At 70.7% G+C, this 13,090-nt stretch carries 9 protein-coding genes and 1 tRNA gene; 6 read left to right on the top strand and 4 right to left on the bottom strand.

All coding sequences use genetic code 11. The features are described from left to right. Nucleotides 1-133: 133 nt before the first annotated feature. On the bottom strand, nt 134-1,459 hold the full coding sequence (locus OG714_RS40365; protein ID WP_406128577.1) for a M20/M25/M40 family metallo-hydrolase: 1,326 nt from the start codon (nt 1,457-1,459) through the stop codon (nt 134-136). A gap of 197 nt (nt 1,460-1,656) precedes the next feature. Here OG714_RS40365 and OG714_RS40360 point away from each other — a divergent pair. Continuing rightward, a tRNA-Leu gene (locus tag OG714_RS40360) sits at nt 1,657-1,741 on the top strand. A 171-nt stretch (nt 1,742-1,912) separates the two neighbouring features. On the opposite strand, the gene OG714_RS40355 is transcribed toward OG714_RS40360, so the two are convergent. Further along, on the bottom strand, nt 1,913-2,746 hold the full coding sequence (locus OG714_RS40355) for a class I SAM-dependent methyltransferase (RefSeq protein ID WP_406128576.1): 834 nt from the start codon (nt 2,744-2,746) through the stop codon (nt 1,913-1,915). Next, entirely contained in the window at nt 2,743-3,990 is a 1,248-nt protein-coding gene (locus tag OG714_RS40350) for an MFS transporter (protein WP_406128575.1), read from the bottom strand. Before OG714_RS40350 ends, OG714_RS40355 begins: the two co-directional genes overlap by 4 nt. A 556-nt stretch (nt 3,991-4,546) precedes the next feature. On the opposite strand from OG714_RS40350, the gene OG714_RS40345 reads away from it, so the two are divergent. The 3 genes from OG714_RS40345 (at nt 4,547) to OG714_RS40335 (ending at nt 10,249) form a co-directional block, all read left to right on the top strand. Beyond that, complete coding sequence (locus OG714_RS40345) at nt 4,547-8,413, top strand: Pls/PosA family non-ribosomal peptide synthetase (RefSeq protein ID WP_406128573.1); 3,867 nt, start codon at nt 4,547-4,549, stop codon at nt 8,411-8,413. A gap of 80 nt (nt 8,414-8,493) precedes the next feature. After that, the gene (locus tag OG714_RS40340) at nt 8,494-9,837 is read left to right on the top strand and encodes a M1 family metallopeptidase (RefSeq protein ID WP_406128571.1); all 1,344 of its coding nucleotides are present in this window, start codon (nt 8,494-8,496) and stop codon (nt 9,835-9,837) included. A 31-nt stretch (nt 9,838-9,868) separates the two neighbouring features. Further along, nucleotides 9,869-10,249: a YchJ family protein gene (locus OG714_RS40335; protein ID WP_406128569.1), complete on the top strand. Its 381-nt coding sequence runs from the start codon at nt 9,869-9,871 to the stop codon at nt 10,247-10,249. A gap of 4 nt (nt 10,250-10,253) precedes the next feature. On the opposite strand, the gene OG714_RS40330 is transcribed toward OG714_RS40335, so the two are convergent. Further along, nucleotides 10,254-10,955 carry a FadR/GntR family transcriptional regulator gene (locus OG714_RS40330; protein ID WP_019059159.1) on the bottom strand — a complete coding sequence of 234 codons (702 nt, stop codon included), beginning with the start codon at nt 10,953-10,955 and terminating at the stop codon, nt 10,254-10,256. A 130-nt stretch (nt 10,956-11,085) separates the two neighbouring features. Between OG714_RS40330 and OG714_RS40325 the strand changes: the two genes are divergently transcribed. Further along, nucleotides 11,086-11,604, top strand: coding sequence for a gluconokinase (locus OG714_RS40325; RefSeq protein ID WP_406128567.1), 519 nt, complete (start codon nt 11,086-11,088; stop codon nt 11,602-11,604). An 83-nt stretch (nt 11,605-11,687) separates the two neighbouring features. Next, entirely contained in the window at nt 11,688-13,085 is a 1,398-nt protein-coding gene (locus OG714_RS40320; protein WP_406128566.1) for a GntP family permease, read from the top strand. Nucleotides 13,086-13,090: the final 5 nt, after the last annotated feature.

Here is a 13,090-nt window from a genome sequence, read left to right as displayed (position 1 = left end):
GTAACGAGGAGGGAGTAATGGAGCTACGAGCTTATGAGCACATTCACCCGTCCCAGTGGCTTCCGTACGCGCGGTCGAATTCCGGCGTCAACACGCGCCGTACGGTTTCAGGACACGACTTCAGGACACGACGTCAGGACGCGTCGATGAACCGGTCCAGCACCCGCACCCCGAACTTCAGCCCCTCCACCGGCACCCGCTCGTCGACCCCGTGGAACATGCCCGCGAAGTCCAGCTCCGGCGGCAGCTTGAGCGGCGCGAAGCCGAAGCCGCGGATGCCCAGGTCGTCGAAGGACTTGGCGTCCGTACCGCCGGAGAGCATGTACGGGATCGCCTTCGCGGTCGGGTCCTCGGCGAGCAGCGAGGACTGCATGGCCTCGACCAGGGGCCCGTCGAAGGAGGTCTCCAGGGCCTTGTCGGAGTGCGTGCCCTCACGCTTCACGTTCGGCCCGAGAATCCGGTCGAGGTCGGCGAAGAACTCTTCCTTGTACCCGGGCAGGAACCGCCCGTCGACGTGCGCGGTGGCCTCGCCGGGGATGACGTTGACCTTGTAACCGGCGTTCAGCTGCGTCGGGTTGGCGGTGTTGCTGAGCGTCGCGCCGATGAGCTTGGCGATGCCGCCGAGCCGCTTGAGGGTGGATTCCATGTCCTCGGGGTCGAGCTGGGTGCCGAGCGCGTCGCCCAGTTCGTCGAGGAAGGCGCGCGTCGTCTTCGTGACCCGTACCGGGAACTTGTGCCGGCCGATACGGGCGACCGCCTCCGACAGCTCGGTGATCGCGTTGTCCCGGTGGATCATCGACCCGTGCCCGGCGGTACCGGCCACGGTCAGCTTCATCCAGTGCATGCCCTTCTCGGCCGTCTGGATCAGATAGAGCCGCCGCTCCTCGCTCACCGTGAACGAGAACCCGCCGACCTCGCTGATGCCCTCGGTGACGCCGTCGAACAGCTCGCGGTGGTTGTCGACGAGGTGCCGCGCTCCGTACGTACCGCCCGCCTCCTCGTCCGCGAGGAAGGCGACCACGATGTCGCGCGGGGGCCGGCGCCCGCTGCGCAGCCGGTCGCGGACGACCGCCAGGGTCATCGCGTCCATGTCCTTCATGTCGACCGCGCCGCGCCCCCACACGCACCCGTCCGCGACCTCGCCGGAGAAGGGGTGGTGGGTCCAGTCCGCCGCGTTCGCCGGTACGACGTCCAGGTGGCCGTGGATGAGGAGCGCGGGCCGGGAGGGGTCCGTGCCCTCGATCCTGGCCACCGTGGACGCGCGTCCCGGGTGCGACTCGAAGATCTCGGGTTCGAGGCCCACCTCGGCGAGCTGCTCGGCGACGTACTCGGCCGCCTTGCGCTCACCGGGGCCCGAGTGGTCGCCGTAGTTGCTGGTGTCGATCCGGATCAGCTCGCGGCAGAGGTCCACGACCTCGTCCTCGCCGGTGACGCCCTTGGCCGTGTCCGTGTCGCTCACGCTGCTTCCTCCCACTGTCACTGCTGGTGGTCCTCCCCCATCCTCTCTCCCCACGGCGCCGCACCCAAGGGCGGTCCCGGCCCGTCACACGCCGTTCACGCGGGACGCGAGTGGGAACAGGGGGTGATCGGCCACCCCTGGAAGCCTGGTAATGTTTCCTTCGTCGCCGCGGGGAAACCACGCGCGACAAACACCTTGTCCGGGTGGCGGAATGGCAGACGCGCTAGCTTGAGGTGCTAGTGCCCTTTATCGGGCGTGGGGGTTCAAGTCCCCCCTCGGACACTAGCTGAGACCCCACTTCATGTGGGGTTTCTTGCGTTTCGGGGCTGTGACGCGACCAGCCACGTGACCGGCGGAGACCTTCTCGGGGTCCTGCGGCCCACCGGCGAGACCGAAGCCAGCGATCCGGCCGCCCGTTAGCCGGTCGGCCGGAGGGCGGTGGGAGGACCGCGTTCAGTTGGCTGTCAGGGTGAGGGTGGCGATGTAGTCGGTCGCCGTCTCGGCGGGAGCGATGTCGCTGAGTTGCCAGCCGGTTCCGGCGGCGAGCACGGCGAGTTCGTGGGGGGCCAGGCACAGGTAGTGGAACCAGGGGGTGGCCACGTCGCGGTAGCGGATCCGCAGGGTGCGCTGACCGGCGATGCGGCCCGCGCGCAGGTTGCGCTGGTTGTAGGGCAGATGCTGCGGGGCCTTCGAGTCGGTCATGTTGTGGCCTTGGCCGATGACGACGGCACCGGGTGCGGCCATCGCGGCCAGGGCGCGCAGGAACTGCGGCGCCCGCTCCCGGCTTTCCAGCAGGCCCAGGTTGGCGCCCAGCAGCAGGAAGCTCTCGTACCGCGCGCCGGAACCGGCGTGTTCGTCGACCGTGCCGTGGACGAGGGACCGCACGCCGTGCCGTCGGCACAGCTCCAGCGCGCCGGGTGAGACGTCCAGCGCGGTGACGTCGTGACCGCGGTCCATGAGTACGCGCGCGGCGCGTCCGCCACCGGCGCCGACGTCCAGGACCCGGCCGCCCTTGACCAGGTCCAGCGCTTGGCGGTCCTCGTCGGGCCACTGGTCGACCGGTGCGATCCAGGAGGTGACGGGGGCCGATTTCACGAAGCCGTCGTCGCGTTCGATGATCTGCAGGACCGGTGCGGCAGCCGGATCCGCGGCGGCCTGGTGGGCGGCGAGCAGCAGGTCCCCGATCGCGTCACCGGTCCGGGGGCCCTGGCTGTCCTCGGGGTCCTGGGTGCCTCGGGGCCGGCCGGATTCACCGCCGGTGGCAGCCGTGACGGCGGGGGTGTTCATCGAGTCTCCTTGGCCAGGACGGGAGGAACGTCGGCCTCCCCGTCGGGATCGGTGAGCGGCCGGAACGTGGCCAGCAGCATCAGCAGGGTCCCGGCGGCGCACCAGGCGCCGATGACGGTCGGGGTGGAAAGGCGCTCGCTGAGCGCTCCGGTGATCAGGATCGCGGCCCCCTGGGCGAGTTGGACGCCGCCGTTCATCACGCCGAACGCCCGGGCCCGGTATTCCTGGGCGAGGGCCTGCTTGAACAGGGTCTGGGCAGCCGGCAGCAGCAGCGCCATGGCCACCCCGGAGACGGCGACCACGAGGACCACCACGGTCAGTGGCGGGTCGAACAGCGCGGGAACCAGAGCCAGCGGTGCCAGGACGGCCAGCGGACGTATCAGCCGGGTCCGGAGGCCGGGAGACAGCAGACGGTTCAGGACCAGGCCGCCGAGGGCGACGCCGAGCGGGTTGGCGGCCATGATCAGGCCCTGGGTCCTGCCGCCGCCGCCGAGGTCGGACGCCCAGGCCGCGGCCAGGCCCTCCGGGACGATCACGAAGGTGACCACGCCGAAGGTGATGATCGCGATCGCGCGCAGCAGCGGGTCGCCGAACACCACCGCGTACCCCTGGCCCGTCTCACGCCACAGACCGGTGCGGCGGGCGGCTGTCAGGGTCGCGGGGCGCTTGCGGACGTGGAGGCGCAGCAGCAGCGCCGACCCGACGAAGGTGAGGGCGTTGAGCGCCAGAGCCACCTGCGGGCTGTACCCGGCGATCACTCCGCCGATCGCGTACCCGGCGACCTGGGCTGTGTGCAGGACGGAATTGTTGAGGGCCAGGGCCAGCGAATACCGGTCACCGGTCAGGATCTGCGGCAGCTGGGCCGAGCGTGCCGCCTCGAACGGCGGCGACGCCAGCCCGCCGGCCAGCAGCAGCGCGAACAGCACGGGGATCGGCACGCCCGGTATCGCGACGAGTCCGATCAGTGCCGCCCGGACCAGATCGCAGGAGATCATGACCGTGCGTGCGGGGTACCGTTCGGCGAGTGCGGCGAGCACGGGGCCCGCGACCAGCCACGGCAGATACCCGATGGCGAAGGCGGCACCCGAGGCCAGCGCCGAGCTGGTCCGCTCGAACACCAGCAGGGTGACCGCGGCCTTGCACAGATAGTCCCCGGTCCAGGACAGCGCGCTCGCGGCGAACACCGCACGGTATTCCGTCACCGCCAACAGCACCCGATAGCCCACCGGCCGGTCGGCTGCCACCAGACGACTCCCCTTCCCCCGCTACGAGACACCTCATGCCGGGCGGCGACCCGCGACCGAAGTCGAACGGGCCGCACTCCCACGAGCTGTGGACTCTAGCCCCACTGGGTGTCCATGCTCATGACACATCCCCTCGGGTCCGAGTCATCAATCCTTCGGCATTTAGCCCCATGACCGTCCCGCGTGACAACCCCCGACCGCGTCGACTCAGCCTGAACTCATAGGCCCGGTAGGGGAGTTGGCCAAAACTCGCGCGCCGGGAGCGTCTGGTCGACGTCCCATGTCGGCCCGCGTCCCGCCGGTGGACGCGAACAGGCCCGCCGGTTTTGTGGGGGATATCTCCCCCGATCCGAAGATCACCAGGTCAGAGCGTTGCGGGATGCTCACGGAGCGCCCCCGTTCGGCTCCCCCGAGTGGCCGTCCGCAGGCCCGGAGCCTAGCGTCGTACTAAAATTTCCGGCTTGTTACGGAACGGAGCTGGAGCTGGACAACCCGCGGCGCACCTGCGGACCCGCCAGCGCCCCGGAAAGTGTCCGGGCTTGAGACGCGAGGACCGATGGCAGCCATACACGAGAGCAGTGCTCTCGGCTCGCTCGACGAAGAGATCCGCACCCAGTTCGGCGATACGGCACGTTTCTCCGCGGCACCCGCCGCCTCGGCCCGCACGCTCGTCGACATCCTCGACGCGTCGGTGCGCTCGTATCCCGACGAACTCGCCCTGGACGACGGCACCGTCCGCCTCACCTACCGTGCGCTGGCCGTAGAGGTGGAGACCCTGCGCCGCACCCTGGCCGCGGCCGGTGTCGGCCTCGGCGACCGCGTCGGCGTGCGCGTCCCGTCCGGTACCAATGACCTCTACGTCGCGATCCTCGCCGTACTCGCGGCCGGCGCCGCCTATGTGCCCGTGGACGCCGAGGACCCGGACGAGCGGGCCGAGCTGGTCTTCGGCGAGGCGGACGTGCGGGCCGTCATCGGTGCCGAGCACGCGCTGACCGTGCTCGGGCACAGCGACGCCCCGGCCGCGCGGCCCGGTGTCGAGCAGGACGCGTGGATCATCTTCACCTCCGGCTCCACCGGCAAGCCCAAGGGCGTCGCCGTCTCGCACCGCAGCGCGGCGGCCTTCGTGGACGCCGAGGCGGCGCTGTTCCTCACCGAGGACCCCATCGGTCCGGGTGACAGGGTCATGGCGGGGCTGTCCGTGGCCTTCGACGCGTCCTGCGAGGAAATGTGGCTGGCCTGGCGCTACGGCGCCTGCCTGGTGCCGGTGCCGCGCTCGCAGGTGCGCAGCGGTGCCGACCTCGGCCCCTGGCTGGTCGAGCAGGACATCAGCGTCGTCTCGACCGTGCCGACGCTGGCCTCCCTCTGGGAGCCCGAAGCGCTGAACGACGTACGCCTGCTGATCTTCGGCGGTGAGGCCTGCCCGCCCGAGCTGGTGCAGCGGCTGGTCACCGAGGGGCGTGAGGTCTGGAACACGTACGGGCCGACCGAGGCGACCGTCGTCGCCTGTGCCTCCCTGATGACCGGCGACGAGCCGATCCGCATCGGACTGCCGCTGAACGGCTGGGAGTTGGCCGTCGTCGACGAGGCCGGGGTGCCCGTACCGATGGGCGGCAGTGGGCAGTTGGTGATCGGCGGGGTCGGGCTCGCCCGCTACCTCGACCCCGAGAAGGACGCGGAGAAGTACGCGCCCCTCGAATCGCTCGGCTGGGAACGGGCGTACCGCAGTGGCGACTTGGTCAAGGCCGAGCCCGAGGGACTCATCTTCCTCGGCCGGGCCGACGAGCAGATCAAGCTCGGCGGACGCCGGATCGAACTCGGCGAGGTCGACGCGGCGCTCCAGGCACTCCCCGGAGTGGCCGGAGCGGCTGCCGCCGTGCGCACCGCGCGCAGCGGCAACCAGCTCCTCGTCGGCTATGTCGTCACCCAGGAGGGCTGGGACCAGGCCGCCGCCGTGGAGAAGCTGCGGGCCGAACTGCCCGCCGCCCTCGTGCCGTTGATCGCCCCGGTCGAGGACCTCCCGACCCGCACCTCGGGCAAGGTCGACCGGAACGCACTGCCCTGGCCGCTCGAAGGCCTGGAGACCGCCGGCGCCAAGGAGCAGCTCTACGGCACGGAGGCCTGGCTCGCCGAGCAGTGGGCCGAGGTGCTCGGCATCCCCGTGGGCAGCGCGGCCGACGACTTCTTCGCGATCGGCGGAAGCAGCCTGGCCGCCGCCCAGTTGACGACGCGGCTGCGCACCCGGTACCCGAGCGCGGCCGTCCTCGACATCTACCAGCAGCCCACGCTGCGCAAGTTGGCCCGGCACCTGGAGGACTCGGCACAGGGCGACGGCACCGCGCGGGTGATCGCCCCGGTGCCGACCCGCGCCAAGGTGATCCAACTCCTCGCGCTGGTCCCCCTGTTCACCCTGGTCGGCCTGCGCTGGACGGTGGCACTGGCCGCGCTCGGCAACGTACTCAGCGGCTACGCGTGGCTCCCGACGGCCTCGTGGTGGCTGGTCGGCGCCGGCGCGCTGCTCCTGTTCAGCCCGCCCGGCCGGCTCGCGATCGCGGCAGGCGGTGCGCGCCTGCTGCTGCGCGGCGTGAAGCCGGGACGCTACGACCGTGGCGGCAGCGTGCATCTGCGGCTGTGGACGGCGGAGCGGCTGGCCGAGTTCAGCGGGGCTACCTCGCTGACGGGCTCGTGGCTGGAGCGGTACGCGCGGGCCCTCGGCGCCAAGATCGGCCCGGACGTCGATCTGCACTCCCTCCCGCCGGTCACCGGCATGCTCAAGCTGGGCCGCGGTGCCGCCGTCGAGTCCGAGGTGGACCTGTCCGGCTACTGGCTGGACGGCGACCGGCTGGAGATCGGCCCGGTCAAGGTCGGCGCGCACGCCGTCGTCGGCACGCGCAGCATGCTGTTCCCCGGCGCCCGGGTGGGCAAGCGGGCCGAGGTCGCGCCGGGTTCGGCCGTCACCGGCACGGTCCCGACCGGCCAGCGCTGGGCGGGCGCGCCCGCCGTCAAGCTCGGCAAGGCCAAGCGCAACTGGCCCAAGGAGCGCCCGCAGCGTGGCACTTACTGGCGGGTGATGTACGGCGTGACGGGCTTCGCGCTCACCATGCTCCCCGTGGTCTCCGGTGCCGTAGCACTGCTGGTGGCGAGCGCGTTCATCGCGCCCGGTGACGGTCTCGGCGAGGCCCTGCGGGGCGCGGCGATCGCGCTGGTCCCGGCGACGCTGGCCTTCGGGCTGACGTACGCGCTACTGATTCTGATCGGTGTACGACTGCTCAGCCTGAGGCTGCGGGAGGGTACGCACCCGACGCACAGCCGGATCGGCTGGCAGGCGTGGACCGTGACGCAGCTCATGGACCTCTCCCGCGAGACCCTGTTCCCGCTGTACGCCGGGCTCGTCACGCCGGTGTGGCTGCGGCTGCTCGGGATGCGGATCGGGCGCGGTGCCGAGGTGTCGACCGTGCTCGCGCTGCCGAGCCTGACGACCGTCGGTGAGGGTGCGTTCCTGGCCGACGACACGTTGACCGCGCCGTACGAACTCGGTGGCGGCTGGGTGCACATCGGGCGGGCCGAGATCGGGCGGCGGGCGTTCCTCGGGAACTCCGGGATGACCGCGCCCGGGCGGAGCGTGCCGGACGGCGGGCTCGTCGGGGTGTTGTCGGCGACGCCGAAGAAGGCGAAGAAGGGCACGTCGTACCTGGGACTGCCGCCGGTGAAGCTGCCGCGCAGCACGAGCGGCGGCGACCAGAGCCGGACGTACGACCCGCCGGCCAAGCTGCTGTGGGCGCGCGGTCTGGTCGAGCTGTGCCGGATCGTGCCGGTGTTCTGCTCGGCGGGGCTGGCCGTTCTGACGGTGGCCGCGCTGTGCGCGCTCGGGGTGTGGGCGCCGCTGCTGTCGGGGCTCGTGCTGCTGGCGGTGGGCGCTGCGGCCGGACTGATCTCGATCATCGCCAAGTGGACCCTCGTGGGGCGGCACCGCGGTGCCGAGCACCCGCTGTGGAGTGGCTACGTGTGGCGCAACGAGCTGGCGGACACCTTCGTCGAGGTCGTGGCGGTGCCGTGGCTGGCCGGTTCCGTGCCGGGTACACCGGTGCTGACGGCCTGGCTGCGCGGGCTCGGGGCGCACATCGGCAAGGGCGTGTGGGTGGAGAGCTACTGGCTGCCGGAGACCGACCTGGTGACCCTGGAGGACGCCACGACGGTGAACCGCGGCTGTGTGCTCCAGACCCACCTCTTCCACGACCGGATCTTGCGGACGGATACTGTGGTCCTCCGTGAGGGCGCGACGCTGGGTCCTGGCGGAATCGTCCTGCCCGGCAGCGAGGTCGGGGCGCGCACCACTCTGGGCCCCGCATCGCTCGTGATGGCGGCGGAGTCCGTCCCGGACGACACCCGCTGGCTGGGCAATCCGATCGAGTCATGGCGACCCTGAACACAGGTCACGCGGCGTCGGCTTCGGAGGGCGGTGCACGGGTACGAGATACGAGCACAGCGCAGGGAGCAGACGCAGCAGTGACCGTTCAGCAGGCGGCGGGTCCGGACCCGTATTTCCCGGCAAACGGCGATGCCCGCTACCGGGTGCACCGCTATGAGCTCGCGCTGGACTACCGCCCCGGCCCCAACCGTCTCTCCGGCACGGCCCGTATCAACGCCATAGCGGGCCGTGCGCCGCTGCCCGAATTCCAGCTGAACCTGGGCGACTTCAAGATCGGCCGGATCCGGGTGGACGGCCGCCAGCCGCACTACACGCACCGCGGCGGCCGACTCCGTGTCCGGCCCGCGAAGCCGCTGCGGGCCGGTGCCGCGTTCACCGTGGAGGTCCACTGGTCGGGCAACCCCAAGCCGGTCGCCAGCCCCTGGGGCGGGCTCGGCTGGGAGGAGCTGACCGACGGCGCGCTGGTGGCGAGCCAGCCGATCGGGGCGCCGTCCTGGTACCCGTGCAACGACCGGCCCGCCGACAAGGCGTCGTACCAGATCTCGATCACCACGCCGTCCGCGTACGCGGTGGTCGCGGGCGGCCGCCTCCTCACGCGAACTACCAAGGCTTCTACGACCACTTGGGTGTACGAGCAGTCGGCGCCGACGTCCAGTTATCTGGTCGGGCTGTCGATCGGGAAGTACCAGACGGTGCTGCTGGGCGACCCGGGTCTGGGCGGGGTCCCGCAGCACGGGCACATCCCGTCGGACCTACTCCCGGAGTTCTCAAGGGACTTCGCGCGACAGCCCGCGATGATGGAACTGTTCCAGGACCTGTTCGGGCCCTACCCCTTCGACGAGTACGCGGTCGTCGTGACGGAAGAGGAACTCGATGTCCCCGTCGAGGCACAGGGGTTGTCCCTCTTCGGCGCCAACCACGTTGACGGGGCCCGGGGTTCGGAACGGCTCGTCGCGCACGAACTCGCGCACCAGTGGTTCGGCAACAGCGTCTCGATCGCCGACTGGCGCCACATCTGGCTGAACGAGGGCTTCGCCAAGTACGCCGAGTGGCTCTGGTCCGAGCGCTCGGGCGGCCGTACGGCCCATCAACACGCCGCCGCCGCGCACCGGTTGCTCTCCACGCTCCCCCAGGACCTGCGGCTCGCCGACCCCGGCCGCAAGTCCATGTTCGACGACCGCCTCTACGAACGCGGCGGCGTCACCGTCCACGCGGTGCGCTGCGCGCTGGGCGACATCGCGTTCTTCCGCATGCTGCGCGGCTGGGCCAACCAGCACCGCAACGGGACGGTGACGACAGCGACGTTCACGTCTCACGCGTCCCGGTTCACTTCCGAGTCGTTGGACCAGCTTTTCGAGGCGTGGGTCTATGGGACGCGGTTGCCGCCCATGCCTTCGGCCGAGACGGGGATCGCGGTCTGAGGGGTTCGCGCGAGCGGGCACAATTGCCGTCATGAGCGCGCCTTCCTGCCCCTGCGGCCTCCCCACCCCCTACGACACCTGCTGCGGCCGCTACCACTCAGGCCCCGCCCCCGCCCCCACCGCCGAGGCATTGATGCGCTCGCGCTACACCGCCTTCGTACGGCTGGACGCGCCCTACCTGCTGCGCACCTGGCATCCGCGCACGCGGCCCGCCGAGCCCCTCGATCTCGATCCGGGGATGCGGTGGACGGGGCTGGAGATCCTCGAAACGGGAGGCGGCTCGGCGTTCCACTCCGCGGGGACCGTGACGTTCCGGGCCTCGTACCGGGGCGGTGCGATTCATGAGCGGAGCCGGTTCGAGCGGGTCGACGGGGCGTGGGTGTACCTCGACGGGGAGTTCATCGAGGACTGAGGCCCTACGGGGCCAGGATGTCCAGTTCCTGAAGGGCGCCGACCGTGATCTCGCGGGTCAGGGTCTCCGCGCGGAGGGCGTCGCCCTCGCGGACCGCCTCCGCGACCTGGACGTGCAGGGTGACGGCGGCCGGGTCGGGGTCCTCGAACATGACCTCGTGGTGGGTGCGGCCCGCCAAGACCTCGGTGACGACGTCGCCCAGGCGGGCGAACATCTCGTTGCCGGAGGCGGCGAGGATCACCCGGTGGAAGGCCACGTCGTGGACGAGGTAGGCCTCCAGTTTGTGGCCGCGTGAGTTGGCGACCATGCCGATCGCGCACTCGGTGAGTTCCGCGCACTGCTCCGCCGTGGCGAACTTGGCGGCGAGGCCGGCCGCGATCGGTTCGACCGCGGAGCGCAGCACCGTGAGTGAGCGCAGTTGCTGCGGGCGGTCGGCGCCCGCCAGGCGCCAGCGGATGACCTGCGGGTCGTAGACATTCCACGCGGCCTTGGGCCGGACGGTGACGCCCACGCGGCGGCGGGACTCGACCAGGTGCATGGATTCGAGGACGCGGACCGCCTCGCGCATCACGGAGCGGGAGACCTCGAAGTCCTTGGCGAGCTCGTCCGTGCGCAGGACACTGCCCGGCGGGTACTCGCCCGCGGTGATGGCGGGGCCGAGGGAGTCGAGTACGCGGCCGTGCAGCCCGCGGCCCGGAGTGGTCATGCACTCAGCGTACGGGGCACATCACGGAACCAAAAAGTCAGACTTATATGTCACAGACTCTTGAATTCGTCGTACCTAATCGGTTTCAGTGGGTTCGACATCAGGTGTCGACGGAGACAGTGAGGCAGCGATGCGTACCCCCCATGTCGTCGTGGTCATGGGCGTAGCGGGCACCGGGAAGACCACCATCGGTCCCCTGCTCGCGGCCCGGCTCGGCGTTCCGTACGCCGAGGGCGACGACTTCCACCCGCAGGCCAACATCGCCAAGATGTCGGCCGGTGTCCCGCTGACCGACGAGGACCGGTGGCCGTGGCTCGACGCCATCGGCGACTGGGCGCACGGGCGTGCGGGGCTCGGCGGGGTGGTGAGCAGTTCGGCGCTGAAGCGGTCGTACCGCGACCGGTTGCGGGCCGCCGCTCCCGGGGTCGTCTTCGTCCACCTCACCGGCGACCGCGCCCTCATCGAGGACCGGATGGCGCACCGGCACGGGCACTTCATGCCGACCGCGCTGCTCGACTCGCAGTTCGCCACGCTCCAGCCGCTGGAGGCCGACGAGGCGGGTGTCGCCGTGGATGTCGGCGGCAGCCCGGAGCAGATCGCCGAGCGGGCGACGGCCGCGCTCGCGCAAGTCCCCGAGCCGACCTCCTAGTACCTCGAGTACCGCCTAATACCTCAAGTACCTCCCAAGTACCGCCTGTCACCCCACCTCCCCGTATCCGCAAGGAATTCACCGTGACCAGACTCAGCGTCGAGATGCTGGCAGCGGACCCCGTCGAGCCCATCACCTCGGCCGGCCACGCTCAGCTGGGCATCGCCGTACTGGCGGGCATCGCCGTCATCGTCCTGCTCATCACCAAGTTCAAGATGCACGCCTTCCTGGCGCTGACCATCGGCTCGCTCGCGCTCGGCGCGTTCGCCGGGGCGCCGCTGGACAAGGCCATCACCAGCTTCACCACCGGACTCGGTTCGACCGTCGCCGGCGTGGGCGTGCTGATCGCGCTGGGCGCGATCCTCGGCAAGCTGCTCGCCGACTCGGGCGGCGCGGACCAGATCGTCGACACGATCCTCGCGAAGGCCAGTCCCCGGTCGATGCCGTGGGCGATGGTGCTGATCGCCTCGGTGATCGGGCTGCCGCTGTTCTTCGAGGTCGGCATCGTGCTGCTGATCCCGGTCGTCCTGATGGTCGCCAAGCGCGGCAACTACTCGCTCATGCGGATCGGCATCCCGGCACTGGCGGGCCTGTCGGTCATGCACGGCCTCATTCCGCCGCACCCCGGGCCGCTGGTCGCCGTCGACGCGCTCAAGGCCAACCTCGGTCTGACCCTCGCGCTGGGCGTGCTGGTCGCCATCCCGACCGTCGTCATCGCGGGCCCGCTGTTCTCGAAGGTCGCCGCCCGCTGGGTGGACGTCCAGGCCCCCGAGCGGATGATCCCGGCCCGGCCGTCCGAGGACCTGGAGAAGCGTCCCGGCTTCGGCGCGACCCTCGCCACGATCCTGCTGCCGGTCGTGCTGATGCTCTCCAAGGCGCTGGTGGACATCGTCGTGGACGACCCCGAGCACACCGTTCAGCGCGTGTTCGACGTCATCGGGTCGCCGCTGATCGCGCTGCTCGCGGCGGTCATCGTCGGCATGTTCACGCTGGGCCGCCCGGCCGGGTTCACCAGGGAGCGGCTGTCCTCGACCGTCGAGAAGGGGCTGATGCCGATCGCGGGCATCCTGCTCATCGTCGGCGCGGGCGGCGGTTTCAAGCAGACGCTGATCGACTCCGGTGTCGGTCAGATGATCCTGGACATCTCCAAGGACTGGTCGATCCCGGCGCTGCTGCTGGCCTGGCTGATCGCGGTGGCGATCCGGCTGGCGACCGGTTCGGCGACGGTGGCCACCATCTCGGCGGCCGGTCTGGTCGCCCCGCTGGCCGCCGACATGTCGAGCACCCACACCGCCCTGCTGGTGCTGGCGATCGGCGCGGGCTCGCTCTTCTTCAGCCATGTCAACGACGCCGGTTTCTGGCTGGTGAAGGAGTACTTCGGCCTGAGTGTCGGCCAGACCCTCAAGACCTGGTCCGTCATGGAGACGATCATCTCGGTCGTCGCCGGCGGACTGGTCCTCCTCCTCTCGCTGATCATCTAGGGGTA

It is taken from the genome of Streptomyces sp. NBC_00989 (assembly GCF_045162655.1).
GTDB lineage: Bacteria > Actinomycetota > Actinomycetes > Streptomycetales > Streptomycetaceae > Streptomyces.
The sequence above is the reverse complement of the archived record's forward strand: the minus strand, read 5'-3'. Positions and strand labels throughout refer to the sequence as shown.